Annotated in this window: 35 protein-coding genes; 21 read left to right on the top strand and 14 right to left on the bottom strand. The window is 38.7% G+C overall.

The genetic code is table 11. The features are described from left to right. Nucleotides 1–26: 26 nt before the first annotated feature. Nucleotides 27–1,409 (bottom strand): MocR-like pyridoxine biosynthesis transcription factor PdxR, encoded by a 1,383-nt coding sequence (gene pdxR, locus CD31_RS21890; protein ID WP_036081243.1) that lies wholly within the window; start codon nucleotides 1,407–1,409, stop codon nucleotides 27–29. Between the two features lie 110 nt (nucleotides 1,410–1,519). Here pdxR and CD31_RS21885 point away from each other — a divergent pair, with 110 nt between their 5' ends. Next, complete coding sequence (locus CD31_RS21885; RefSeq protein ID WP_036081241.1) at nucleotides 1,520–1,960, top strand: GNAT family N-acetyltransferase; 441 nt, start codon at nucleotides 1,520–1,522, stop codon at nucleotides 1,958–1,960. A gap of 103 nt (nucleotides 1,961–2,063) precedes the next feature. Here CD31_RS21885 and CD31_RS21880 read toward each other — a convergent pair whose 3' ends face one another. After that, nucleotides 2,064–2,756, bottom strand: a complete 693-nt coding sequence (locus CD31_RS21880) for a class I SAM-dependent methyltransferase (protein ID WP_036081240.1) — start codon at nucleotides 2,754–2,756, stop codon at nucleotides 2,064–2,066. Between the two features lie 231 nt (nucleotides 2,757–2,987). Here CD31_RS21880 and CD31_RS21875 point away from each other — a divergent pair, with 231 nt between their 5' ends. The 6 genes from CD31_RS21875 (at nucleotide 2,988) to CD31_RS21855 (ending at nucleotide 6,396) form a co-directional block, all read left to right on the top strand. Then, entirely contained in the window at nucleotides 2,988–3,590 is a 603-nt protein-coding gene (locus CD31_RS21875) for a CPBP family intramembrane glutamic endopeptidase (RefSeq protein WP_036081239.1), read from the top strand. A gap of 72 nt (nucleotides 3,591–3,662) precedes the next feature. Continuing rightward, entirely contained in the window at nucleotides 3,663–3,848 is a 186-nt protein-coding gene (locus CD31_RS21870) for a helix-hairpin-helix domain-containing protein (RefSeq protein ID WP_036081610.1), read from the top strand. After that, the gene (locus tag CD31_RS23650; RefSeq protein WP_016993359.1) at nucleotides 3,841–4,008 is read left to right on the top strand and encodes a hypothetical protein; all 168 of its coding nucleotides are present in this window, start codon (nucleotides 3,841–3,843) and stop codon (nucleotides 4,006–4,008) included. Before CD31_RS21870 ends, CD31_RS23650 begins: the two co-directional genes overlap by 8 nt. 8 nt (nucleotides 4,009–4,016) lie before the next feature. Continuing rightward, nucleotides 4,017–4,649, top strand: a complete 633-nt coding sequence (locus tag CD31_RS21865) for a hypothetical protein (RefSeq protein WP_036081238.1) — start codon at nucleotides 4,017–4,019, stop codon at nucleotides 4,647–4,649. A gap of 81 nt (nucleotides 4,650–4,730) precedes the next feature. Beyond that, entirely contained in the window at nucleotides 4,731–5,717 is a 987-nt protein-coding gene (locus CD31_RS21860; RefSeq protein WP_036081236.1) for a helix-turn-helix transcriptional regulator, read from the top strand. A gap of 49 nt (nucleotides 5,718–5,766) precedes the next feature. Beyond that, the gene (locus tag CD31_RS21855) at nucleotides 5,767–6,396 is read left to right on the top strand and encodes a type 1 glutamine amidotransferase family protein (protein ID WP_036081234.1); all 630 of its coding nucleotides are present in this window, start codon (nucleotides 5,767–5,769) and stop codon (nucleotides 6,394–6,396) included. A 43-nt stretch (nucleotides 6,397–6,439) separates the two neighbouring features. On the opposite strand, the gene CD31_RS21850 is transcribed toward CD31_RS21855, so the two are convergent. Further along, the gene (locus CD31_RS21850) at nucleotides 6,440–6,949 is read right to left on the bottom strand and encodes a hypothetical protein (protein WP_036081232.1); all 510 of its coding nucleotides are present in this window, start codon (nucleotides 6,947–6,949) and stop codon (nucleotides 6,440–6,442) included. 93 nt (nucleotides 6,950–7,042) lie between these two features. Between CD31_RS21850 and CD31_RS21845 the strand changes: the two genes are divergently transcribed. Beyond that, complete coding sequence (locus CD31_RS21845) at nucleotides 7,043–7,783, top strand: sulfite exporter TauE/SafE family protein (protein WP_004228897.1); 741 nt, start codon at nucleotides 7,043–7,045, stop codon at nucleotides 7,781–7,783. A gap of 3 nt (nucleotides 7,784–7,786) precedes the next feature. Continuing rightward, entirely contained in the window at nucleotides 7,787–8,731 is a 945-nt protein-coding gene (locus CD31_RS21840; protein ID WP_176408482.1) for a PD-(D/E)XK nuclease family protein, read from the top strand. A gap of 38 nt (nucleotides 8,732–8,769) precedes the next feature. Here CD31_RS21840 and CD31_RS21835 read toward each other — a convergent pair whose 3' ends face one another. Further along, nucleotides 8,770–9,003: a DUF3923 family protein gene (locus CD31_RS21835; RefSeq protein WP_036081607.1), complete on the bottom strand. Its 234-nt coding sequence runs from the start codon at nucleotides 9,001–9,003 to the stop codon at nucleotides 8,770–8,772. A gap of 236 nt (nucleotides 9,004–9,239) precedes the next feature. On the opposite strand from CD31_RS21835, the gene CD31_RS21830 reads away from it, so the two are divergent. The 4 genes from CD31_RS21830 to CD31_RS21820 all read left to right on the top strand — a co-directional run bounded on the left by CD31_RS21830 (nucleotide 9,240) and on the right by CD31_RS21820 (nucleotide 12,496). Next, nucleotides 9,240–9,893 carry a hypothetical protein gene (locus CD31_RS21830; RefSeq protein ID WP_036081227.1) on the top strand — a complete coding sequence of 218 codons (654 nt, stop codon included), beginning with the start codon at nucleotides 9,240–9,242 and terminating at the stop codon, nucleotides 9,891–9,893. 126 nt (nucleotides 9,894–10,019) lie between these two features. Further along, complete coding sequence (locus CD31_RS23645) at nucleotides 10,020–10,172, top strand: hypothetical protein (RefSeq protein ID WP_016993367.1); 153 nt, start codon at nucleotides 10,020–10,022, stop codon at nucleotides 10,170–10,172. 179 nt (nucleotides 10,173–10,351) lie between these two features. Further along, nucleotides 10,352–11,512, top strand: coding sequence for an MFS transporter (locus CD31_RS21825; protein WP_036081225.1), 1,161 nt, complete (start codon nucleotides 10,352–10,354; stop codon nucleotides 11,510–11,512). A gap of 216 nt (nucleotides 11,513–11,728) precedes the next feature. Beyond that, nucleotides 11,729–12,496 carry a hypothetical protein gene (locus CD31_RS21820; RefSeq protein WP_036081223.1) on the top strand — a complete coding sequence of 256 codons (768 nt, stop codon included), beginning with the start codon at nucleotides 11,729–11,731 and terminating at the stop codon, nucleotides 12,494–12,496. Between the two features lie 97 nt (nucleotides 12,497–12,593). Here CD31_RS21820 and CD31_RS21815 read toward each other — a convergent pair whose 3' ends face one another. The 4 genes from CD31_RS21815 to CD31_RS21800 all read right to left on the bottom strand — a co-directional run bounded on the left by CD31_RS21815 (nucleotide 12,594) and on the right by CD31_RS21800 (nucleotide 15,650). Next, nucleotides 12,594–12,941, bottom strand: a complete 348-nt coding sequence (locus CD31_RS21815; protein ID WP_036081221.1) for a VOC family protein — start codon at nucleotides 12,939–12,941, stop codon at nucleotides 12,594–12,596. A 107-nt stretch (nucleotides 12,942–13,048) separates the two neighbouring features. Next, a complete protein-coding gene (locus CD31_RS21810; protein ID WP_036081219.1) occupies nucleotides 13,049–14,215 on the bottom strand; it encodes a Ger(x)C family spore germination protein in 1,167 nt (388 codons plus the stop codon). A 131-nt stretch (nucleotides 14,216–14,346) separates the two neighbouring features. Beyond that, nucleotides 14,347–14,592: a YkuS family protein gene (locus CD31_RS21805; RefSeq protein ID WP_036081217.1), complete on the bottom strand. Its 246-nt coding sequence runs from the start codon at nucleotides 14,590–14,592 to the stop codon at nucleotides 14,347–14,349. An 80-nt stretch (nucleotides 14,593–14,672) separates the two neighbouring features. After that, nucleotides 14,673–15,650: a dimethylarginine dimethylaminohydrolase family protein gene (locus tag CD31_RS21800; RefSeq protein ID WP_036081215.1), complete on the bottom strand. Its 978-nt coding sequence runs from the start codon at nucleotides 15,648–15,650 to the stop codon at nucleotides 14,673–14,675. 118 nt (nucleotides 15,651–15,768) lie between these two features. On the opposite strand from CD31_RS21800, the gene CD31_RS21795 reads away from it, so the two are divergent. Continuing rightward, entirely contained in the window at nucleotides 15,769–15,966 is a 198-nt protein-coding gene (locus CD31_RS21795; protein ID WP_016993373.1) for a hypothetical protein, read from the top strand. Between the two features lie 17 nt (nucleotides 15,967–15,983). Here the strand turns inward: CD31_RS21795 and CD31_RS21790 are convergent, their stop codons facing one another. Beyond that, on the bottom strand, nucleotides 15,984–16,409 hold the full coding sequence (locus tag CD31_RS21790) for a hypothetical protein (protein WP_036081213.1): 426 nt from the start codon (nucleotides 16,407–16,409) through the stop codon (nucleotides 15,984–15,986). A gap of 102 nt (nucleotides 16,410–16,511) precedes the next feature. Continuing rightward, entirely contained in the window at nucleotides 16,512–17,087 is a 576-nt protein-coding gene (locus CD31_RS21785) for an LOG family protein (protein WP_009371001.1), read from the bottom strand. 79 nt (nucleotides 17,088–17,166) lie between these two features. On the opposite strand from CD31_RS21785, the gene CD31_RS21780 reads away from it, so the two are divergent. Together CD31_RS21780 and CD31_RS21775 are read left to right on the top strand one after the other, a co-directional pair. Beyond that, nucleotides 17,167–17,481 carry a MazG nucleotide pyrophosphohydrolase domain-containing protein gene (locus tag CD31_RS21780; RefSeq protein WP_026023570.1) on the top strand — a complete coding sequence of 105 codons (315 nt, stop codon included), beginning with the start codon at nucleotides 17,167–17,169 and terminating at the stop codon, nucleotides 17,479–17,481. A 10-nt stretch (nucleotides 17,482–17,491) separates the two neighbouring features. Further along, nucleotides 17,492–17,935: a GNAT family N-acetyltransferase gene (locus CD31_RS21775; RefSeq protein WP_036081212.1), complete on the top strand. Its 444-nt coding sequence runs from the start codon at nucleotides 17,492–17,494 to the stop codon at nucleotides 17,933–17,935. 32 nt (nucleotides 17,936–17,967) lie between these two features. Here the strand turns inward: CD31_RS21775 and CD31_RS21770 are convergent, their stop codons facing one another. Then, entirely contained in the window at nucleotides 17,968–18,420 is a 453-nt protein-coding gene (locus CD31_RS21770) for an NUDIX domain-containing protein (protein ID WP_036081211.1), read from the bottom strand. A 94-nt stretch (nucleotides 18,421–18,514) separates the two neighbouring features. Between CD31_RS21770 and CD31_RS21765 the strand changes: the two genes are divergently transcribed. After that, a complete protein-coding gene (locus tag CD31_RS21765) occupies nucleotides 18,515–19,015 on the top strand; it encodes a hypothetical protein (protein ID WP_244905005.1) in 501 nt (166 codons plus the stop codon). Nucleotides 19,016–19,404: 389 nt separating this feature from the next. Here CD31_RS21765 and CD31_RS21760 read toward each other — a convergent pair whose 3' ends face one another. The 3 genes from CD31_RS21760 to CD31_RS21750 form a co-directional block, all read right to left on the bottom strand. Continuing rightward, nucleotides 19,405–20,007 carry a Fic/DOC family protein gene (locus tag CD31_RS21760; RefSeq protein ID WP_244905001.1) on the bottom strand — a complete coding sequence of 201 codons (603 nt, stop codon included), beginning with the start codon at nucleotides 20,005–20,007 and terminating at the stop codon, nucleotides 19,405–19,407. A 3-nt stretch (nucleotides 20,008–20,010) separates the two neighbouring features. After that, nucleotides 20,011–20,196, bottom strand: a complete 186-nt coding sequence (locus CD31_RS21755; RefSeq protein ID WP_016995489.1) for an antitoxin VbhA family protein — start codon at nucleotides 20,194–20,196, stop codon at nucleotides 20,011–20,013. A 264-nt stretch (nucleotides 20,197–20,460) separates the two neighbouring features. After that, on the bottom strand, nucleotides 20,461–21,633 hold the full coding sequence (locus CD31_RS21750; RefSeq protein WP_036081604.1) for a multidrug effflux MFS transporter: 1,173 nt from the start codon (nucleotides 21,631–21,633) through the stop codon (nucleotides 20,461–20,463). A 288-nt stretch (nucleotides 21,634–21,921) separates the two neighbouring features. Between CD31_RS21750 and CD31_RS21745 the strand changes: the two genes are divergently transcribed. The 4 genes from CD31_RS21745 to CD31_RS21730 all read left to right on the top strand — a co-directional run bounded on the left by CD31_RS21745 (nucleotide 21,922) and on the right by CD31_RS21730 (nucleotide 24,704). Beyond that, entirely contained in the window at nucleotides 21,922–22,773 is an 852-nt protein-coding gene (locus CD31_RS21745) for a GNAT family N-acetyltransferase (protein ID WP_036081209.1), read from the top strand. Nucleotides 22,774–22,876: 103 nt separating this feature from the next. Further along, nucleotides 22,877–23,410, top strand: coding sequence for a GNAT family N-acetyltransferase (locus CD31_RS21740; RefSeq protein ID WP_036081207.1), 534 nt, complete (start codon nucleotides 22,877–22,879; stop codon nucleotides 23,408–23,410). Nucleotides 23,411–23,572: 162 nt separating this feature from the next. Further along, complete coding sequence (locus CD31_RS21735; RefSeq protein WP_016993664.1) at nucleotides 23,573–23,788, top strand: hypothetical protein; 216 nt, start codon at nucleotides 23,573–23,575, stop codon at nucleotides 23,786–23,788. Between the two features lie 136 nt (nucleotides 23,789–23,924). Next, a complete protein-coding gene (locus CD31_RS21730) occupies nucleotides 23,925–24,704 on the top strand; it encodes a class I SAM-dependent methyltransferase (RefSeq protein WP_036081205.1) in 780 nt (259 codons plus the stop codon). Nucleotides 24,705–24,793: the final 89 nt, after the last annotated feature.

Below are 24,793 nucleotides of genomic sequence, written 5' to 3'. Positions count from 1 at the left end.
GGGGGTAAGAGCCATAACGTTGACGGTTATGGCTGCCACGCCTCTTTTAACAGCTCGATGCCCAGCTTGATTTCTTCCAGCGTTAATTTACTAAAGCCTAATTGCAGCATGGGTTCCTCATTTGTTTGATGGATAAAAAAGGGACTTGTCGGATAAACCTTTACACCATAAGTCGCCGCTCTTTGGATTAACTGCTGCTCGGAAAGTGAAGACTTTATCTTCACTAATACATATAGGCCTGATTGCTCGCCTAACACGGCTATTTGCTGACCAAAATGTCGTTGTAGCTCCTGCACAAGGTGTTGCATTTTTTGTTTATAGGTCAAACGCATTCGTTTAATATGGCGTGTCCATTCTCCCTGCGCCATAAATTGGGCCATTGTGCGTTGATGGAGGGACGAAGCATTTTGTTCAAAATGAGCAAAACGCTCTTTATAGGGCTGAACAAGTGTATTTGGTAGCACCATATAGCTTAAACGCACACCTGGTAAAAACGATTTGGAGAAGGTGCCGAGATAGATTACCCTTGATGAATCGATGGAGGCAAGGGCAGGAAATGGCTGTTGCGTATAGCGAAACTCTCCATCATAATCATCCTCTAGAATATAACCATCGACTTGTTGAGCCCATTGTATTAAGGTCTGTCGCTGCTGAATAGACATGGACACACCGTATGGGAAATGATGTGATGGGGTGACATACATTAAGCGTGATTGACAGTTTTGGAGTATGTCAAGTTGAGCTCCTGTTTCCCTTACAGGTAGTGACTCTATTTCGAAGTGATGTAACTGGAAGGCCTCACGTGCACCATTATAGCCAGGGTCTTCCAAAAGAATGCTTGGGAAAGAATCCTTTAGTAAAAAGCCAAGATACAAGAGCATTTGCTGTGTGCTACTACCAATGATGATATTGTCGCTCGTTGTATAAACCCCTCTTGCTTGCAGTAAATACGGCACAAGCTGCTCCTTTAGCACTGATTCTCCAAACAGTTCTCCGTATTCGTAACATGTTGATTCCTGTAATACTTGATTGGCAATTTGGCGCCATGTTTTCATGGGAAAATGTTGCTGATCGACCGCCCCTGCACGAAAATCTACGAGGTATGATGCAGTCTTTCTTTTTGGCTGTAATATAAGAGGCGGTTCCTGCTCCTGTAGAAAAACCTGCTCTAGCGCATTGACGAAATAGCCTTTTCGTCCCTCCCCACGTATGTATCCTTCTGCCACAAGCTGTTCATAAGCGGTTAATGTAGTATTACGACTGACCTGTAAAGTTTCTGCAAGTTTTCGTATGGAGGGCAAGGAATCATCTGTTTGAAGTGTACCTTGCGTAATAAGTGCTTTAATTTGCTGGTACACTTGCTTATATTTTGCCTCTTTTTCTGTTAATAGAAAGATAAAATCGTCCATAAGGCACCACCTTGACATGTTAAAATATTTGGAACTGTTTCTTTTGAAATGTCAGATTATTTACTACCATCATACTAGAAGGACAATCAAAAGGAAATGGAGATCAAAACATGAAAATTTGTATGGTGACACAGCAAACGATGGGAGACGTAGTCCCATTATTTAATGCCTATCGTGAATTTTATGGACAATCATCTGATTTACAGCAAGCTGAGCAGTTTATACAGGAGCGAGTAATGGGCGCAGAGTCTATTATTTTCCTGGCATATTTGGAGGAGGAGCCAGTTGGATTTGCACAATTGTTTCCAGTCTTTTCATCCGTAGCTATGAAACGAGCGTTTCTCTTAAATGATTTATTTGTGGCGAAACAAGCCAGAAAACAAGGTGTAGCACAGGCGTTGATGGAGCAATGCTATATCTATTGTCAGCAGGAAGATGCTCGTTACATGATGCTAGAAACTGCCAGAGATAATGTCCAAGCACAGAAGCTCTATGAAAAAATGGGCATGACGATTGATGACACTGTTTATTATTACAGTATTTATTGGTAATTTTTTTCGATGTGATGGATGTTGGTGGAGAGCCCGCTCAATACCACTATAAATCTAAGTTTCAGCCCCCACCATTGATTGTGTAATGGAGGGGGCTTTGTGGTTAGGCGTGGCTCATCCATCCTGCGAAGAGACCTGATGAGAAAAAGTGGGTAATATTTTGAAAGCCCGCTTCACTTAATAGCTGTTGGATTTCTTGATCGGAGAGGAAGGAAATATTCATGATGCCCTTGCCCATGTTAGCTACCTTTTCTTTTGTATAGCCGGCCTCTAAAAAGTAGCTTTGCCATATTTTGATGCGATCCTGTAGCTCGTCACTTTCTCGTTCACCATAGGCACAAGCGAGGACAAAGGGCTTTCCAGGTTTTAATTGCTTGTGAATGTTTTGCAGTAAATGGAGTTTCTCCTGTCGATCTTCAATGAAATGAAGAACGAGGATACAGCTAGCCGCATCGAATTTCGGTGTTGATTGTGGCAAGCACTCAATCGTTCCTTGTAGCAGCTGAACGCGATTTTCAATATCGAGTTGCACGGCTTTATGTTGTGCGATTTGGAGCATTTCCATCGCTGGATCAACCCCTGTGAACGTCCATTTAGGGTTTGTAGGTCCCCATGCAGAAAGCTCGTTGCCCCCGCCAGCTCCTAAAATAAGCAGGGATGCTTCTTGTTCCCCTAAATGCATACGGAAATAGGCTTGAGTCACGGCAAATAATGTGTCATAGGCAGGCACTGAAATCCGCGTGCTTTGCTCATATATTCGTGCCTTTTCTAATAAATGTGTTGATAATGTCCCCATTGTGATAGCCTCCAGTGATTTATTGCCTCTATTACAGACCCTTAATGTCTGTAATAGAGTATAAATGAAAATAACTGAAAAGACAAAGGAGAAGCCCTTTGACATCGTTTTTTATTGTAAAACATTTAATAATTAACAATAAAGATAAATAATTTAATGTTTATCATTAAATTTATATTGAAAATAATGGTGCTTTCTTCTATGCTTGTAGTAACAGGAGGGGGAAATAAGATGATGAATAGTTTAATTAGTGCCATTTTGCAAGTGATGTTATTTTCAGTGATTCCGTTTATTTGGTGGCTTTATACAGCGAGAAAAAAACAGCCCTTTTTAACGTGGATAGGATTGCAAAAGCCTATTATTGTGCATAAGGGAAGGTATGCTATGTACATTGTACTTTCTATTTTCACGATGTTAATACCGAGCTTTGCGTTAATCTTTTTCTATATTGATCGTACCTTACTAGCAGCGAATCAATTCGCGGGACTTGGAGCTGCTGCCGTCATTCCAGCACTTTTCTACGCTATTATTCAAACTGGTTTATCAGAAGAGCTATTATTTCGCGGCTTTTTATTAAAGAGATTGATGAAAACTTTTGGCTTTCAAGCAGGTAATGTCGTGCAAAGTATTGTTTTTGGCTGTGTTCATGGGGCCATGCTATGGTCGGTACTTCCGCTACATGTAATCTTATTAGTTGTGCTTACTACAGCGCTTGCTGGCTATGTGATGGGCTGGGTGAACGAACGAATTGCTGGGGGCTCTATTGTCGCTAGCTGGAGTATCCATAGTATTGTGAATTTCATAGCGGCGTGCTTGTATATGTTTAAATTTTGACTTATTTGCATTTCTTTGCTGTCACTTGCATAATAGGGCAGAGAAGATTTTTTCGTGAAGGGACGTGCAAGCATGACAGAGTGGCCTAAGGGAGTAGCAAAACCAGCAATTCGCGCATTACAGGCAGCGGGCTTTACAGAATTGAAGCAGCTAGAAAAAGTTGAGCTTTCTACATTAGCTCATCTTCATGGAATGGGGCCAAAAGCTTTAGCAGCGATTGAGGCGGCACTAAAGGAAAGTAGGGAACCTCGTGAATAAGCTGACATTGTTTTTACTGGCGATGGTTGTCTATTATATCCTCGTTGTAGTCGTAATTAGCAAGCTGTTTATTATTCCCATTATGAAAGTGATGGCTCTGATCTTTTTTATAGGGGCAGGTTATATTTTTTCTCGTAAAATGCGTAGGAAACTTCAGTAGGAGGTAACATGAAAATTGTTAAATTAACATTCTTTTATTTAGCTATTATTTTATTGGCACTGACGCTGTCCTTAGCGGGTGTTCGTCTATCCATTTCACTAGGGATATTTGCATTGATAGCGATTGGGATGATTTATCGCCATATACATATTTTATATCGGACAAACAATATGGAGCAGGTAGATAAATGGGTTAAAAATCACCGAAAAGAGCCTATATTTGCTGCGCTCTATGCATCAGCTTACGGGACAAAGGAGGAACAGATTCAGGCAATCGATGTCATTATCCATCATTATAAGCAGCCAGCCATTAAGTACAATTACCTCTTTATTAAGGCGATTATGGAGGAGAATCTTGGTGCTGCTAAAGTAGCTGCAAGACAAATTGATAAGGAGCCTTTAACTAGCTATGCATTATGCTATATCGCCGCTCTGGAAGGCCGCTCAGCCGATATGAGAAGTGATAAACTAACACAGCCGTGGATGCAACCTGCAATTGAAGCGGTCTATGCCTGTACAATAAAGGATGAGGCTAAGTTCCGCCAATTCGCGGATGCCAGCATCCATCAAGCACGTGGCATACAGAAATACGGTTTAATACATAATTTTAAGCAAATGGAAGATGAATTGGTAAAGGCATAATTGAAGGGCTACTTGATAACAGTATCAGGTAGCCTGATTTTGTGTCAGAAATCATAAATTAATTCAATGAGGTGAAAATGTTTGTCTAAAATGGATCATATGATGCAGATTTTATGGATGTTGAATTCAGGTAGGAAAATTACCGCGAAAGAAATCGCTGAAAAATTAGAGATTAATATCAGATCCGTTTACCGCTATATTAACTCACTTTCTGCCAGTGGTGTGCCAATTATAGCTGAAACAGGTCATCATGGAGGATATACCCTGTTAAATAATTTTATTAAAAGTCCTCTTATTTTTGATGTAGATGAGAAAGCGGCATTACTTCATGCTTCTATTTTTGCAAAAGAAGCTGGCTATTTTTTAGATGAGGCATTAAACAGTGCAACAGCAAAGCTTACAATGTATTCAAATCAAGAGCAAGAAAAAATGATTCAACAGCATTTACAAGGTTTTGAGATAATCGGTCCTGTAGAATCCTCATTGGAGCCTCTATTAAAAAAATTAGAAGAGAGTATAGTAAAGGAAACATCTATAGAAATGGAATACCATACTAATAGCGAAGTGCAATCTAAGTCGAGGGTGGTCAATCCATATGGTTTGGTTTATTGGAATCAAAACTGGTATGTCGTTGCATTTTGTCATGTAAGAAATGAAATCCGTACTTTTAAAGTAGACCGAATTAGCAGTCTGCATCAAACAGTCCTTCCCTTCCAACGACCACAATCTTTCTCTGCCAGTGATTTTTTTATGAAAAGCCTATTTCCCCAAGCCGAAGATAATCAGAACCTTGTGCCCTTCATCATTTGTGGAAAGACAAGTGCTGTGGATGCGATCAGTCAGCATTGGTTTTTAAAGTATCACCTCAAAGAACGCACCAATAAGAACGCAATATTTTTAGTAGATGAGGAAGCATTACATACATATGTACCCTATTTACTTTTTCCCTATGGAAAATCAATCCAAGTAGTGGAACCCATAAGTTTAAAGCAAACGATAATTGACGTTCTCTATGAGCTCATACATTTTTATGAAAATGAAAACTTTACTGACGGAGAATGTCAGTAAAGCTTTTTTATACTAAGCATAGTTTCATTCATAAAAAGGAGTGTTTATTATGCAGACAAGAAAAGTATATCTTTATGTATTTGATACGATGGCAGATTGGGAGATAGGATATTTAATGGCCGAATTAAATACAGGTAGGTATTTTAAAAAGGGGTTAGAGCCTTTAGAGGTGATGACAGTAGGGATTGATAGAAGTCCTGTTACGACGATGGGTGGCATCACCATACTTCCGACGATGACCGTTGCTGAATGTCACTTGAACAGCATGGATGTCTTGATTCTTCCAGGAGGCAATACATGGCTAGAATCTATTCATGAGCCTGTATTGAATAAAGTCTCAAAAGCGTTGAACGAAGAAGTTTTCGTAGCTGCAATTTGTGGTGCAACGTTCGGTCTCGCAAAGCTTGGTTTGCTTGATACAAGACACCATACGAGCAACGATCTCGAATATTTGAAGATGCTTTGTCCACATTATATTGGGGATGAACATTTTAAACAGAAGCCAGCCGTAACTGAAAGGAATCTAGTAACGGCATCTGGCATTGCACCGTTGGATTTTGCCTACCATGTTTTGAGGCTGCTCGATGTTTTTACACCAGAAACATTACATGCTTGGTATAAGCTTTATGAGACGCAGGAGAAAAAATATTTTTACGAATTAATGACATCCATTGGATAATAAGTAGTCTAAGAAGAGCATGTTCATTGTTAACACATGCTCTCTAATTTTTTGCATTAGATTTTTTATCCAACAAAATGCCTCGCACAATACCCATCATGAAGATGCCAAATAACAGCAGTAAAAATAAGTAAGCATGCCATTGCTGTAAAATGCGTTCGCGTCCTAAAGCCACCGTAAGATCATTAAATAGGGAGTAGGTAAAATACAATAGAATACTATTTTTGATGAGACAAAACGTTAGGATGCCATTTTGTCGCTGTCTATGGGATAGTGGTGCTTTATTTTTACGCATCACTGGATAAGCGGCCTTTATCTCCAAATAGTGTAAAAGTAGAAAGAGCATAAGAGCGACAAAGGGTAAATAAAAAATAGCAATTTTCGGACCGAATTGGGCATGGTCACTCGTAAAGCTTTGCAGGACAGGAATCGTGGCTGGGAGCTTGCCATATTGAATAAGTGTCGCTGTAATACCAGCTAAAAAAATAGTCGCCACAATAACAGTTAGCTGGTGACAAAAGCGTGGTGTGGGTGTTTTTTGTTGTATATGCATCCTTGCTCCTCATTTCCATCATCATTGATAATAACAATCTGTTATACTGTATCATAGAATGATTGCTTTTTGTGTTAGAGAAAGAAGGATATTATGGAATACTTGTTGTTTTTACTAATTGGCATCATTGGGAATGTCATTGGTACGTTAGTTGGAGGGGGTGGCTTAATTACCTTGCCAACGATGATGCTAATGGGGGTACCCGTCCATTCGGCAATTGGCGCAAATAAAGTGTCCAATATGGTGAGTGCTTTTTCGAGCTTTTATACGATTTATCAACGTAAGGAATTAGCATGGAACGAAATGCGTTCGGTGTTACTTGTCTCTTTAATCGGAGGCACATTGGGTGGACTTTTCGCTTCCTTCATGAGTAGTCAATCATTGACGTTCATTGCTATTATTTTACTTGGCTTTGCGCTTGTCATGTCCTTTATGGGGGGAGCTGATTTTGGCGACAAGGAACGCTTTACGATGAATCGAAAAAACGGTCCTATCCTTCTTGGGGTTGGCTTTTATGACGGTATGTTTGGTCCTGGCAGTAGTACATTGGCGCTTTATACATATGCACATGAGAAGATTTCCTATATTAAAGCCGTGGGGCTATCACGGGTAGGGGTATTTGCAATGTGCTCAGGCGCAGCGATTACCTATATTGCTACAGGGAAAATCGAATGGCCGTTAACGCTTATTTTAATGATTGGCTCGACGATTGGTGCACAAATTGGGCTTGTGCTAGCCAGAAAAGTGAAGGCACATCAGGTAAAGCTTTTACTGCGTATTGTAACGATTGTGCTGATTATACAGCTTGTTTATGATTTCATCCATCAGCTTTAGGAGGTGATTGTCCTGTTTGAAATTTCACCCTATCCAACCTTTTCGTGGTCACTATCGCGTCATAAAACATTGACAAGCTGCGCCCGCAAATACGGCTATGAATATTACTTTTCACATAACGGGTGGCTCAGTTACAATGTGGAGCCATATCATCAACAGGTGTATCGCTTAAAAAAGCTGCAATCGATGCCTATTTTATTTGGGCAAATTGTCCATCGATACATTGAGCAGGCCATTAATGATTATTTACAAACAGGAAAAGCTCCAACTGTAGAGGAGCTAATTCAATTAGGTCGCGGGCAGCTGAATGCAGCCTTTATTGACTCCACACGTCGTCTTGACTTTTGGAGGCAAAAGCCGAATAAGTATTATATGATGCAGGAAATCTATTATCATGGCACACTTTCTCCTGAGCTTGTGCAAGACTACAAAGAACGTTTACGACTTGTCTTTAATCATTTTTTGATGAGTGAAACATTTCAGCAAATCACCTCACAAAAAGGCTCGCTCCGTATCGGAGAACCAGAGCAATTCCGCTCGATGAAAGTGGAAGATGTCCAGGTATTCGTTGTTATGGACTTTCATTATTATGATGAACTGAGGGATAAATGGATTATTGTTGACTGGAAGACTGGTGGAGAGTCTGATGATGACCGTCAGCAATTAGCGCTCTACGCTTACTATGTTCAGCAAAAATACCGTGTGTCTCTAGCGCAAATCGAGGTCTATAATGAATATTTATTAACAGGCAAGCGCAAGAAATATAGTTTTACAGACTTCGATATGGAGAATATTTTGTATACGTTTCAGCGCAGTGTTTTAGAAATGAAAAAGTATCAGGCCGATATTTTCTCCAACGAGCCCGTAGACATCGAGGACTTTGAACAAACACAAGAAAAATGGCATTGTCGTGGCTGTAATTTTAGGGAGCTATGTGTGTCAAGGTGAATAAAGAAGCGAGTGCTAAAATAGCCTCTCGCTTCTTTTTAAGAGATTTTCGTATAATGAGCTTTTGTGCTTTTTTTAATAAAGTAAAGAAAAATTAATTGTATAAGCACAACTATTAGAAACATGATGCCCAAAATAACGAATGAAACCATTCTCACTTCAGGTGTTTGCACAATCCCTGCACCATCCACATTCCTTGCCCCAATAAATATGGCGATGCCAGAAAAAATCAATAACCACACAATATTTACAGCCCACCAAAATATTTTCATACCTAAAATGAACACCCTCTTTCTTCTTGTAATTTCCTCTTATTGCTTAATCATATCAATTTACCTTAATTTTGGAAATGCACTATAGACGGTGCTACATCTCAGCCTGCAGACGGATTGACTCTTTTTAAAATAGTTGTTTTTATAGGCTTCATTTCTTTTTAAGGATATATATGGTAAATTGGTGTATGCATATTTGTATATCACCTAGTCAAATTTTAGAAAGGAGGCAGCATATGATAAACAATAAAAAGACGTTCATAGGGTCAATCGTTATGTTGGGTATTTGTATGTGTCTGTTTTTTCCGTATCCCTACAATGAAGCGATGATGGCACATACTACCTTCATGTCAATTCCTATCGAAACACAAGATGGATACGTGTTACTTGGCATCTTTGGCTCGATTTTATTTATAATTGCTATGATTTTACTACTTAGAAGTATAAACAAATATCATTTTCGAACATTTGTCATCGTAGTATTACTCTATTCATTTTTACCCCATTTGCTTATCGTGGCGTATCAAGAAACCTTTGCTAGTGGCATTATGGCCATTTCATACAAAGGGGATGGAGCATGTCGGTTTGATATGGTGGGAAAAGACTTTATGAATGGGGAATGTACCATTGTCTTACATAATCGAAGCAATGAAGCTGTGTCCTTTGATTTACAATTTATCGATACGAATTTTTTTAAAGGCGATAAACGGATGAATTCACTTATGAATATAACAGGGCCATATCATGTGACCATCGAGGCCAATCGTGAAAAAGCTATTCATCTAAAGGAATTACTCGATTTAACAAATGTTCCTAATCATATAGAGGGAGGTAGCTCCTCCAATGTGCATGTGCAATTAATAGACGGTGACAAGGAAAGAACTTTATAAATAGTCGATGCGGGGAAAATATTTTGCGTCTTATACATAGTTTCAACGTTGCATTTGCTTTTGTGGTAAACTTGTATTAAATTATAGTAAGCTATGAATTGAACTTGAGAGAGGAGGCAAAAAGTCATGGAAACGATTTTCAGAAGAACGGCGATTGAGGTAAAGACATTTTTACAATTAGATGATTTATGCTCAAAGGGACCAGTCTGTGGTTTTTTAAGAAAACAGCATAGTGAAAGTAGTAACCGGAAGCTTTTTGCCTTTGTTAGTCATGTGTGAAAAATGACTTTTTAACCATACAAAGTAATTGGTAGACGCCGGTTTTATGGCGTCTTTTTTGTTGTGATAAAACGGAGAGAGGGTGAGCTAATTGCTAAAAAAACTAAGACAATTAAGGAATGTTGCAGTGTTCCAAGCGCTTCTAATTTAGAAAAATAATTAGAAGCGAGGAATTTACTATGAAAAAACAACCAATTTTTACTTCATCATTTCTTTTTCTATTCATAAGTAATTTTTTTATTTTTATAGGATTTGAAATGCTATTGCCTATTTTACCAGCCTATTTATTAAGCATAAACGCCAATCCGATGCAAGTAGGCTTGGTGACGACGGTATTTACACTAGGTGCCATTACGATAAGACCTTTTATAGGGTACTATTTAATGGATCATAAGCGGAAAAAACTAGCGATTGTGGCAAGTATAGCATTACTACTAATTACCATGCTGTATCCATTGCTTAATACGATTTGGATTTTCCTATTACTCCGACTTTTCCATGGAACAGCGTGGGGTGTATCCACAACAGCCAATAGTACAATGGCTGTAGATAGTATCCCTAAAGCTCGATTAGGAGAGGGAATGGGCTATTTCTCGGTATCCACAACCGTGGGAGCAATTGTTGCACCCAGTCTCGGGATTCTTATTTACAGTACCTTTTCTTTTCACACGCTGATTTGGTCGTCAGCCTTACTAAGCCTTTTTGCGATCATAATGCTTTCATTTGTGCATTCCACGGCACCTATTCAAAATGACAAGCAGCCATTTCGATTTATGGAAGCGATATTTGAAAAAGAAGTAAGGTTTCAGGCATTATTGACTGTTGTGACGACGCTTGGTTTCGGCGCCATTATTACATTCTTAGTTCTTTTTGGTGAACAAAAGGGATTACAACAGATTTTTCTATTCTTTCTTATTAACGCAATTGTTTCCACGTTAATACGTCCTTTTACAGGGAAATGGTTTGATAAGCATGGACCATGGTCGATCATTATTGTGTCAGCGATTTTCGGTTTTCTATCATTAATCATGTTATCCTATACTACTAATATTTTCACTTTGATTTTTGCAGCGATTTTATTTGGTGCAGGCTATGGCACCGTTATGCCGTGCTTACAAACTTGGGCTGTTCAAAAAGTAAGTGAAGCCAAAAGTGGTGCAGCCAATGCCACTTTTCTTTCCAGTTTTGATGTTGGGGTCGGTATGAGCGCATTTATCTTAGGGATTTTAGCTGAGTGGATGAGTATAGAAATGATTTTCCGACTTGTTAGCCTAAGCTTTCTCCTCGTCGCCCTGTTAGTTTATCGGGATTATATTGTTAATAAAAAAACGAGCCATTAATACAGTAGGGAGGACCAGTCTCCATTAATTGCCCCTTTAAATAGACAATGTAAATTTTAGTCAATTACATGTCTTCTTTAAAGGGGGTTTTTATATGAACAACACCACTTGGATAGGATTGTAAGCCGCTTGCGTGTTAACAAATAGTTGGAAAATTCAATCCAAATTGTTAGATTTAAGGTATGATAGGGGAAGGCAAGCTTTGGAGGACTTTAAATGCTAAATGTACAATTATTAAAGAAGGTTAGAACCTTATTGGAGATGTATGAAGAAGGAGAACTTGGTGGGGAAGTAATGCCTGAAGATGTTTTAAAGGGTGTTGTAGAAGATGCAGATTTACTTCATGTGTTAACGCTAGCAATGGCTTTGAATTATCAACGAAATTCTTATACGTTGTGGGAATCTGTTGTAAAGGCTTATCAGGATGAAAAAACAGCATGGATTTTTCATCCTAAAATAGCCGCAAATTGTGATATTCATGATTTACGCGAAGCATTATTACTTCATCGTGTTGGTTTACAACCTAATCGACACCCTGAGATATGGCAGCGAGTAGCGAAAGGTATTGTAAATTCCTCAGCAAACGGAGATGTACAGGGGCTGATCGAATCTGCTCACTTTGATATTGCTATTTTAAAAGAGCTGATGCAACATACTCGCAAAGCGGAATTCCCCTATTTATCTGGACCTAAAATTTTCAATTACTGGCTATATGTTTTGGAAAATTACGCATCTATTAGGTGGCGTTCTCGTGAGCTTATAACAATAGCTCCAGATACACATATAATGAAAGCAACTGTTAAATTGGGGTTATGTATGGATGAGGTATTAGATGGGGGAGCGAATGATCGGAGAGTTGTAGCGAATGCATGGGAGCAAGCACTCAAAGGAACAGAGATCGCCCCAATCGATATTCATACGCCATTATGGCTGTGGTCTCGAGCTGGGTTCCCCTCGCTTGAAGAGAAAAAGCAAAGTGTATAGCCGTGTAGGATTAAATAAAAAACTTAAAGAGCATGTTTTGATTATATGTCAAAACATGCTCTTATTTATTGTGACCGTATTTAGGAAAGACTACAAACTACTTCTCCCAAAGCTCAATCAGTCGACCTTCTGGATCTTTAATCCAAATAAACTTCCCAAATTCGCTACTTTCTAGAGGTTTTGCAAGGGGAATATCCAGATGTTCAAGATGCTTTAACATATCGTTTAAATCATGTACTTGGAAATTCAACATTACTTGTTGTTCTGTGGGAAAATAACTGTCCTGTTCATTGAAAAAAGAAAAGATCGTTTCATTGCCTTCATGGGGTTTAATGATTGTCCCATTCCAATCGTTTATTTCAATCATCAAGACTTCATTGTACCATTTCTTCACAACCTCTAGATTTTTAGTTCGCCAAAATATTCCGCCAAAACCTTTTATCATCGTCTCAAACTCCTATCTGTAGAAAGTTTCCTGATCTTTTCCATTAATATAGCATGACAAGGTGGCCATAAGAAAGAGACCATGCCATTTTGGATGGTCTCTACCTGTTATTCGGTAATCGTTTCTGCAAATGTTTTACGGCCAGGGCTTACTTTATTAATATGAATATGGATTTTGCTAATGGAGTCTTTGCTTAAAGGAATTTTGCCATCCTTCTCTAATCTCTTCCAGGCCTTTACATTACTACGGTAGAGGTATTCGGATAGACGAAAGACATCCGCATCCATTTTTAGTCCTTCCTCAAAGGTAGTTAGAATTTCTTCCTTGACGGCTTTTTCTACTTTTTTTCTTACCTGATTGGGTGCTAGCTTCCCTTTAAAACCATTTAAAATCGTATCGAATTTTAAATTTACCTCAAACTTTACATCATTACCTTTGACAATTGGCTTGACTTTTACATCGAGCTTTTTAATATCGACGGTTAGGTAATCACTTTTTTCATTATTTTCCAATTCAACGGTAATTTCACCTTGCTTTGTTTTATCGTTCATCCATTCAATTCCACGAGCGGATTTGCCTTTAATATAACCCTTAAAACTATCCTTTGAAAGAATACCGACACCTGAAAAAACGGTTTCTGTTTTAGGGCCATCCATTGTTTCCCAGTTTTCGTTGACAGTTACGTAAGGAATTTTCATTTCGTGGTTGGGCTCATTTAAGCCAATGACTAGTTGTCTTAAATTGACAGGCTCTACAAATGACTCCTGTTTCGCTGTATTTTTGGGATTACTTAATTTGGCAGCAGTTGGTGATTTCTCTAACAATGGAGAAACTAATAAAACATCCTCAATAGGATCTTGGGTACAGTAAACCCAAATATGATATCTGGTCTCGCGAAAGCGTAAAAAAGTATCAATAACCGCAATAGCATGTTCATCTTTCATAGCACTCTCTGAGAAAAGAAGAAAGGTCATATGTCCCCAAAATACTTCTTGGTCCATTGAACGATACAATTTGTAAATGGCTTCTTCTATTGTCTTTCCCTTCGCTTGGCCAATTTCGGTAGGGGCAGCATTTGGATTAGCTGATTCCGTTTTCGCTACGTTAGCAAAGTTGATAATTTGTAGGTATGCTGTATATTCATTATCCTTATAGTCAACCCCGACACCTTGTACGTAATACATGCGTTGTGGCTCTGTTACATCCCAACAGCCCGATAGCAGTAGTGTAGTCGTAAGCATTAAAATAACAATTGCAATCTGTTTTTGGCTCATATGTCTCCCTACTTTTTGAAGTTCATGTATATTAGTTTGTACAAGAACGCAAGGTATTATAAGTAGAGACCATTTGTATGTAGGAAAGTGCTGCTCTTGTCAAAAATGACATGAAGACAGCACTTGTGGTTTTAGTGGAAATATTTTTGGACGCGTTGAACGACCTCGTTTGCCGAAAGTCCATTCGCATCGATCACAGGGCCTTCAATGACTGGATCACTAATTCCCATGACATCGCGATCTTGACCTGTAATAATACAAGCATCACATTTTTTCGCATCCTCTTCATTGCGAAGCTGGATGACTTCATAGCCCTGTGCTTTTAAAGCATCCTCGATATTTGATAATGATTGTTCCACACCAATAATTCTAGACATTTCTTGTCCACCTCCTACAAATAATGTGCCATTTCAGGTTGCGCATTATTCATACTATTTTTAGCTGGGAGAGATAATTTCTAGAGATCCGTGCGTAATAGGGGTTGTGTACTACATCTAAAAGAACCGCCAAAGCTTCGAGAAATCGTAAAATCAACATATTCTACGGTGATACCTCTCTTTGCTAATTGCTCACCAATCCATGTAAATTCTTTGTCTGTAATGTAGACTTCTTCATTAATAGGTAACCCGTTAGTAGCAAGTTTGGCGGCATCCTCTAGGGAAACGTGAATTTTATCCCAATCTTTTAGCTGTTCGGGAATACCATCAAGGAGTGCTTCCTCGCAGACAATCATTAGACCCTCTCTAACGAGGCTAAGCGCACAGTCGAGATGGAGAATGGTTGGATGAAGCGGCACTTCGACCACCATATAATCAAAGTTACGTGCTAAATTACGCAGCCATTGCACACCATTTTTATTGGAGGCTAGTCCTGAATTCCCGATGAAAATCGTTTTATCTAACACTAACACATCACCGCCCTCTAAAAACGGGCCAGCTTCAGAATCTAAACCATCTGCCGTATCAGGCTTTGGAATGGAGACATAGAAACATTGATTTTCGTTTGCTTCCTGTGCTAAAAGATTGCGCACTGGCAAAATTTCGTTGCGTCTATGTGGGAATCGAAGGGAGACCTCGATTAAGAGATGGCCGATGGTGAAAAAGGGATCGCGAACGAAGAAATTGCTATAGCCATCTTCTTTTCCTACCTCTTTTTCATAGTCTGTTAAACGTCTTGGTACCTGTACTTCTACACCGTATTTTTCTAATACTTTTTTTAAATTTGCACGTTCCAATTCCCATTGCTGCTGTCTTTCTGGAAAGACGTCCTTAAAATTTTTTCCTAGTGTATTTACGCTTTCATAAAGCGCTAATGTTTCTTCTGTTAAAAAATCATCATCTGTCGGAGCCTCTTTAGCTGGAAAAGCAAATTCCGATTGAGCCATGACGACTCGTTTTAAAGGAGCAAACTCACTTTTTACAAAAATATTCGTCATCGTACTTCCTCCTGTTGTATGATTTAGAAAAAATAATGAAATTTTTTCCTTCGATGTTCCTTATCGTAAGGTATATAGTTACTATATAGTCAAGAATAGGGTGTAAGGTGGTGAAAAGATGGGCATTGCTGAGGTGCTGACGATTGTCTTTATCGTATTAAAGCTAACAGAAGTCATAACATGGTCGTGGTGGTTCGTCTTATTACCAATGATTCTTTCATTTAGTCTGTATGCCATTATTGGCCTGGTGAAGCTTGGAATGGTATTGATTGCTGTGGTAGCAGTGAAAAGGCGGGATGATGAAATCAATAGATAAATAATATAGCCACCTGATTAGTTTAAGAAGCTTTGAACAAATAAAAATAAATCAGTATTGTCCACGACAATGTATTGCTTCATATTTTTAGGATGCACGTTAATACCAATGATATTTCTAGCATAATCCAATTTGATTGTAAAAGACTCATTTGTATTGGGTGAAGTGAAAATCAAATAAGCATCCGTATTAAATGCGGGTATATTCGGTATAAATTTCTTTTTCATCACTAGATTATCTAGTATTGAGATCAGTTGCTCTGTTTCCTTTGCATCCATATAATACGATTTTTCTCTTGTATCTGAAATCAGAACGGTGTGAATACTATCTGTATTTAATTCAGGTAAAGCATCATGAAAGGAAATGTGCGGTTTACGATAAAACACAAGTAGCAAAATGATTACTAGTAATCCGAACGACCAGATTAATCTTTTGTTTTGCATAGTCATCGCCTCCTAGTTCTTAAACCAATTATAGGATCATTTTGAATAGTAGGGAATGAAAAAGGTGAGGTTAGTCCAATTAGGTCCAGCCTCACCATTTTATTATTTGCTTAATTCATAAGTTTTCACTGCTGGAGGAACAAAGCTTTCGCATTTATCTAATAGTGCTGCTGCGTCCTCATCAACAATAAGTGCCTCACGATATTGTGCTTTTAAAAATTGTTCATTTTGCATATGGTCAAAGAATGATATTAATAAATCAAAATAGCGTTCCATATTGAAAATAGCACAAGGTTTTTGAAGCAGACCGATTTGATTCCACGTAAATACTTCAAAAAATTCCTCTAATGTTCCAGGTCCACCAGGTAGGGCGATAAAGCCATCTGCTAATTCCATCATTTTACTTTTACGCTCATGCATCGTCTTTACAACAATCAGCTCCGTCAGCTGTTGATGCGCAATTTCACGTTCTTCTAATAATGTCGGAATCACCCCAATGACCTTGCCGCCTTCTTCTAGCACTGTATTCGCTACTGTTGCCATGATGCCTACAGAAGCACCACCATAAATAAGCGTAATTTGTCTTTTGGCTAATTCTTTACCTAGTAAAATCGCGCCTTGACGATAAGCGTCAGATGCGCCTAGACTGGATCCACAAAATACGGCAATACTTTTCATAGCTGATTTCCTCCATATCTGATCAAATTCTTTTATAGTATAATTTATTTTGAAGAGGAAGGAAATGGAGGAAACGAAATTGGAACTAAATGAATTTCAACGCTGGGTAAAGGATTATTATGAAGCACGTGGCTGGTCAGAGCTTAATATTTTTACACGTATCGGCTTCTTGGCAGAAGAAACAGGTGAGGTAGCAAGGGCGATTCGAGCAATCGAGATTGGTAGAGATCGACCAGATGAAAAAACACAATCCTTTGAAGAAAATAAACAGGAGCTTATTGAAGAGCTAGGGGATGTCCTAGGAAATCTTATAGTGATTGCCAATCAGTACGATATTCCATTAGAAGAGATCTTTGCTGCGCATCAAGACAAGCTGATAAAACGTTACGAATAGGAGGAGCAAGATGGAATATCAAGTAGAGGTTTTACGAGAACAGCATGAGGATTTTACGAATTTTTTAAGCGAAAAAATTCGTGCCTATAATAATGAGCAATCTCTTCATCATCGTGAAAGTAGACAGCAAGGTGCGGTTCTTCCTTTACAGTTGATCGTCACAGATCAACAACAGCAATGGATAGGTGGTATAACGGCTGAAGTCTACTGGGGATGGGTGGAAATACATAAATTTTGGTTTAGTGAAGAATATCGTGGAAAGGGTATGGGCAAAAAGCTCTTAGCACAAGCAGAATGGGTAGCGAAGGATATGGGGGCAACAAAGGCCCTACTAACAACCTACGAGTTTCAGGCGCGTACCTTTTATGAGGCACATGGCTATCAAGTAGTGGGCGAAATTAAAGATTATCCACCAGGCAGTAGCTACTATACGATGGTGAAAGTGCTTGCTTAAGAATTGGCTGTCTATTCTATAGACAGCCTGTTTTAATTGACATCACCCAAATAGATTGTTGTTTGTTGTCCTCGTATAAACTGCTGTAGCGGTTGGATAAGCGCTTTTGGGTAAAGTCGATAAGTATGAAGCTTTTCAATTGGTATCCATTGTGCCCCAATTTGAAGACTATCTGGATTTGTTGGTTGACAAGCTTGCTTATTTACCTGACAGAGGAAATAATATTCTACCTGATGTACGTCTGCATCAAAGGCGGCATGCTCATGATTTTGTCCGATGTATTCTCGGATAAATAATAGCTCTCCAATCTGAACAGAGGACCCAATTTCCTCAAGGCATTCCCTTTGCAACGTTTTGTGAAAGGTCTCTCCATGCTCCTGTCCGCCACCAGGGCAAAGATAAAAGTAGCCCTCGACATCTTGATTTTTTGTTAGTAATAGTTTCCCGTCCATGATGATGATGGCTTTGATAGAATTTCTAATCATCGACTTCTCCTTTAATTGTTATTTTTCGTGATCATGACTAAAACGCTTCATGAATGTCTACCTTAGTAAAAAGGGGAGATGAAGCGTGTATTCAATGTCCAATTTTAAATTACTTGTAGAAAAACAGTCTGAAATTGATACCATTTATCAGAAGTGTAATGATTTAATTCAATCAACTGTTACACCGAAGCTAGATGAAGAGGTCGAGCAGTTTTTAAAGCTGGTTGAACAGCATTTGACACAGCAAGGCTTTACCATTACGAATACATCAACAGGGTTAATCGCCAATTATCAAGAGGCTGTCATTAATGTAGATAAGCATTCAAAGCATTTGGAAGAATGCTTTTTTATCAATTTAAATAGTTATGCTGAGGATCAAGTCTCTATTGTTCTAGATATTTCACCGACAATGCTACCAAAAATTTCAAACCAGCTCGATGGCTACACAGATATTATTGAGCAAATGACAGATAAGCTAAAGCAAGCAAAAAGTTTGGAGAAAGCCTGTACAAATCCCAAATTTCTTTATAAAACGCAAAGCAATAAAGTTTTCCATACCCCTCAGGAAGTATTGGATTATTATTTTCAAGGATAGGAGAAGCAGCTAGAAAAAACTAGTAGGTGTATAAAAAGTGGAAACTTGATGTTGAGGACTGACCTCAACAGTATAGACAAATAAAAAAATACACCTTCGATTGAATATGGGGTTAAAAACTAAATTTCAATTAGGAGGTGATTTTTCTAAGAGTAAAAGGTTTTAAATGAATTAATTGATCCCTTTTGCGAAATATATATAAAGGATGATGATTCAATTACAAATCAACATCCTTTTTAGCGTATTAAATAACTAAAACATACTTAATCTGTAAATAAATCATTCCTTAATCCGTTTCAAAGGGCTTTTCTTTATACTTGGAAACATCATAACGCCCAATTACTTGATAATTACTAGACGTTTCATCGTCAGCCTTAAATTTATTGAAATCAGCTACATCCAGAGCATCTGTCATTCTTCAATAAATATTGTGGTTCCGGAGCTTCTTCTACTGCTGAAAGAACTAGTGCATTTCGTAAATATCCTGCATACTGTGAGAGCAATTGAGCATTGAAGTCTAGCCTATTTGCTTCAGCAAAAAGCTTCATGAAAATCGATACCGTTCGTGTATTTCCTTCTCGGAAAGGATGAACACGCCAAAGTTTTGTCATAAATGAAGAAAAGTCCTCAACAAGGCGAGGATTAGAATACTTCCATTGCTTAGATTTAGACCAACTGAAAATAGTTTTTAAATCAGATACAATGTGATCTTTATCACTATAAGCAACAGATAATCCATTTAAAACATGTTCACTTTTATAAATATTGACTGTGCGGAATTCTCCTGCCCATGAATATAGCTCATGAAAAAGGAAGTGATGAATCGTTTGGAGACTTTTATATTTGTGGAAGTCAATATCCTGCGTGATAGAAGAAATATCTATAATCCCAGCGATTAACAGTTGTGCTTCAACGTCAATCAATAGTTGTTCATCTCGAATATTTAATTTGTTGATTAAGACATTTGTATTAGGATAAATATATGGGTCCATAAACTACTGTGAAGCCCTTGTATATTTTTCAACAATCGCTTGTTTCAATTCGCTGGATGATACTTGACCATTTTCATATTGGTTTAAGAGGTTCTGTGTAAATGCGCTCGGTTTTCCACCGTCAATGGCAGCCATACCAACTGCGAATTGCACTTGCTTTTTACGTTCTAAGGATGAATTTTCTTTCATAAATAACACCCCTCACTTTAATGGTATATCTATTATATCAGTTTTATGCATCAGGAGATAGTTAGATCACTGCACGATGCCTACTGAGTGAGAAAATTCAATAGGTGCCAGTGGGAAAAATTTAGAGCTAAGCTCCCTATAATCAAAGTGGGTGAAATTTTACGAAGAGTAAAATTTCACCCACTTTTTCTATTCGGAGAAGAGGTTTTGTTCTAGTCTTTCATCTATCTAAAAGCGATAGGATTGGAAGCCCGCTTTCTTCCATTATCGAATAAACTTTCTCCCAAAAAGCCACATCATTAAGGATAGACCTAAGAAATAAAGTGGCATTGTCAGTAAAGAACCGTTATGCAGTAGGCTCATACCAGAAGTGATGGCACTGACAAGTAAATAATAGCCGAGACTAAAGATAGCGCCTGCTGTGCCAATGACATCCTGAAAATCTAATAACGCTAAACTTAAGCAATTAGGAAGTGCAATGCCTGAGCCTAGCAGTGTGATAAAAATAGTAATCAGCATACCAATGGCCATCATGCTCGCGTGCAATGGCAGGGTACAAACGATAGTCAAAAGCAAAGTGCCACCGAGCATTACCAAGCAGCCAACATGGATGATTTTTTGTGGCGGATGGCCGATGACGAGTCGCTTTGAAATCATAGCCCCTATTATGGAAGCAAGGGCAACAATGATACCAAGAAAGCCGTACAGGCCAGGTGACAGCTGGAAATACTCGATGAAAATAAAGGGTGCTTCGGCATAGTAGCTAAATAGGACACCATTGATGCCTCCAATTAGCAAACCATAGACAAGCACAATGGGTGAAGCAAAAATGCGTTTGACGACAGGCCAAATCGCCGTTCTTTGTCTTGTTGCAGGGTCAGTTGTTTCTGGAAGTCTGCAATAAGCATAGATAAACAACAAGATACTCATGATGACAAGGACAAAAAACACGGCCCGAAAGCCTAGTGCTTGATCCACCCAACCACCGATTAATGGCCCTACCGCAGGGGTAAAGGCAATGACGGCTGAAATTTGAGCAAACATGGCATGGCGTTGACTACCTGACAGACTTTCACGCAATATGGTCTGCGTAATAATGGAGCCAGTGGCAGCGCCGAACGCTTGGAGCAATCGACTTGCCAATAGAAAAGGGATTGACTCTGCATAAAAACAAAGTAGGCTACCTATGCCATAAAAAATTAAACCGCCTAGCATGGCAGGTCGACGGCCAATAAAATCAGAAATCCATCCCCAGCAAAAAACACCGAGTGCAAAGCCAATAAAATAGATGCTTAAGGTTAACTGGACAGAGCTAAAGTCTACACCAAGTGCAGTTGCAATATCCGGTAGAGATGGTGTATATATCGTTTCGCTAATTTGTGGAAAAGCCACAAGAACAATCATTAATAATAAAGATGGTACTGCCTGTTTTTTCAACATATTGCCCTCCTACAAGCAAAATTCTACTTTGTTCGTTACAAGTAGATTGCGTAGCTAGGGAAACGGCGGGACCATTATAAGAATACGTTCATAGGATGTCATGTTGAAATCACCTTTATATGCTTGAAGTAGGAGTGCATAGTCTAGCAACTATTATAGGCTATTTTACAATAATTATATAGTAATAATTGCTAAAGCTAAGAGATATTGCTTGTATAGGGAAGGAGGATTTTGTAAAATGGAACATATGTTCTTTTGAATTTAAATGACAGAGGGTGTATCTAATTGAATTTTGAGCTAACTTTATTTACTTCTACTGATATTCAGGGATTAATCGAGCTATCAGCTTCCGTTGGATGGGATTACGATGCCCATGAAATTGAAACGATTATGGCAGCAGGTAGAATAGTTGGACATAAAAATATGGAAGGGAAAATTGTTTCCAGTGCAGCTATTATTCCCTATGACACAAATGTAGCCTCCATTGGCATGGTGATTGTACATGAGCAATGCAGAGGTTTTGGCTTAGGTAGAGTCGTTACTCAAGCGTGTATCAATAGTGTTTCAGAGGAAACAGCGATTTTGCTCGTAGCTACGAAAGAGGGAGAACCTTTATATCAAAAAATGGGCTTCACGACTGTTGAGCATGTACATAAATATTTGGCAGACAAATTTGTTGAGACGACCAGCGAAGCCGATTTTTTAGGCACCATCAAAGAATTTCAAGAACAGGATTTTGAACAGCTTGTTAAACTTGACGCAGCAGCCTTTGGGGATAGTAGAAGAATCTTTTTGCGTAAAAGAATTCAGCAGTCACAGCGCTGTGTTGTTGTAAAAAATCAAGACAACCAAATGATTGGCTATGGCTTAACGATCGCTGGACCAATTTATCTTCTTTTAGGGCCAATCGTTGCGCCAAGTATGGAAATAGCACATCACATTATAAATGAATTGGCTAAGGGCCATCAGGAGAAATTACGTATTGACTGTCCAGCTATCCAAAAGGAGCTTAGTCCAATTTTACAACAAAGTGGTTTTATGTTGGCTGCAACGCCACCTGTCATGATCCGTAATGCCAAAAAAATGCCTACACGAAATCAAACATTATTTGCTCTAGCAGCACAAGCTTTTGGGTAATCAAACGTGCAAGCCTACTTTTAGGTTTGCACGTTTATGTTGTCAAAAAAGGATTTTGAAGAAAGAGTAGCGAATGATATGGATGGTAGAGGAGGGGAACAGCATGTTTCCAGAATTAGAAACAGCAAGACTTAGGTTAAGAGAACTTACAGAGGAGGACATTGCTGCGATTTTTCGCTGCTTTTCCAATGAGGCTTTAACACGCTATTATGGACAGGAGCCTTTTGCTGACACACAGCAGGCTAAGCAGTTAATTAAGCAAATTGCTAAAAATTTTGAGGAAAAGCGTGGAATTCGTTGGGGAATTGAACGAAAAGATACGAATGAGGTGATTGGTACAGTTGGCTTTCATCTATGGTCGGCGGCACATCGACGAGCAGAGATTGGCTATGAAATTCATCCCGATTATTGGCGGCAGGGTTATACAAAAGAAGCCGTGCAGAAAGTAATTACTTATGGTTTTGGGAATATGAACTTAAACCGTATTGGAGCTGTTGTTTTTTTAGAGAATGAGGCATCCTCCCAGCTTTTAATTCAGCTTGGATTCCAACAGGAAGGTATATTGAGGGACTATATGTATCAAAAGGGACAGGGACATGATACATTTATCTATTCTTTGTTAAAAAAAAATGAATAACTTAGCTTTAGCGTTTTTATAGAATAATAATTTACTTAGAAATGGATAATAAATAATAATTTAGATGGAGTTTTGAGGGTACTTTTTTCGGTTATATTTCTTATATGAACAACAATTTTTATAAGTTTGTGTAAAAATGTAACAGATGAGGGGCTGGGTGTTATGGAGCAATATAGCACAGCTTATTTTCAAAAGCTAGATTTACTGTCAAGCCTATACGCGGGACAGGCTGCTTTAAAGGATTCCATTCCAGCAGAGAAGGTCAAGCGAATGGAGCGCTATCAACAAATTGAAGCGGCGATTACAAAACTAAATAACGAAATTAGAATAATTGAACGGACCATATTAAAGTCCTCCCATTCTATTCGAAATAGTTAATGGTAGCTCAACCCATGCATATCCCAGCATGGGTTTTTCGTTTGATAAGGTAAACTTATGTATTTTTATAATAATTATAGATTTTTCTTATGGGTGATCTACTAGTACACTAAAATAAAGAGGGAGGATGAAGAGAATGGGTATTGATTTCCACAATCAGCAACATCGTGCGTCTTATACAACAAGACAGGCAGACAGCTCATGGAAGGAAGCGTTAGCGACACATATTCCTTTTCATCGTATGGGAAAGGCAGTGGATATCGGCTGTGGCGGAGGGATTTATGCCAAGGCTCTTGTCGATATGGGGGTGGCATCTGTAACAGGTGTAGACTTTTCACTAGCCATGCTAGACGGAGCGAAAGAAAATTGTCGGGCTTATCCACAAATCACATTTGTCCAAGGGAGTGCTTTCAATACAGGGCTTTCAGGGGATACTTTTGATATCGTGCTGGAGCGAGCTTTAATTCATCACATACAAGATGTCAAAGCATGCTTTCAAGAGGCTTTTCGGCTCTTACAGAAAGATGGTTATTTTATCGTGCAGGATCGCACCCCAGAGGATTGCTTACTTCCAGGGGATGCTCATCATATAAGGGGCTATTTCTTTGAAAGTTTTCCTTCGCTTATTCAAAAGGAAGTAGAGCGCAGACACAATAGTCAGTTGGTGACAGAAAGCTTACAAGAAGTAGGCTTTCAAGAAGTTAACGAGCTAAAGCTATGGGAGACGAGACAGGTCTATGCCAATAAGGAGCAATTATTGGCCGATTTACAAGGTAGAGTGGGGCGTAGTCTATTACATGAGTTAAATGACACCCAATTATCGTCCCTTCTTGAGCATATAAGGAATGCAATTACCACTGAAGCTTCCATCATTGAAAAGGATCGATGGACGATTTGGATCGCCAAGAAAAAATAAGGATCATCCTATGGAGAGGCTCAACCCTCTCCTTTTTTATTCGATTGCAGCATCCCCAGAGCTATCCTTCAATTTACAGGATTTATCCG

This window comes from Lysinibacillus boronitolerans JCM 21713 = 10a = NBRC 103108 (genome assembly GCF_000772935.1).
GTDB classification, from domain to species: domain Bacteria; phylum Bacillota; class Bacilli; order Bacillales_A; family Planococcaceae; genus Lysinibacillus; species Lysinibacillus boronitolerans.
The sequence above is the reverse complement of the archived record's forward strand: the minus strand, read 5'-3'. Positions and strand labels throughout refer to the sequence as shown.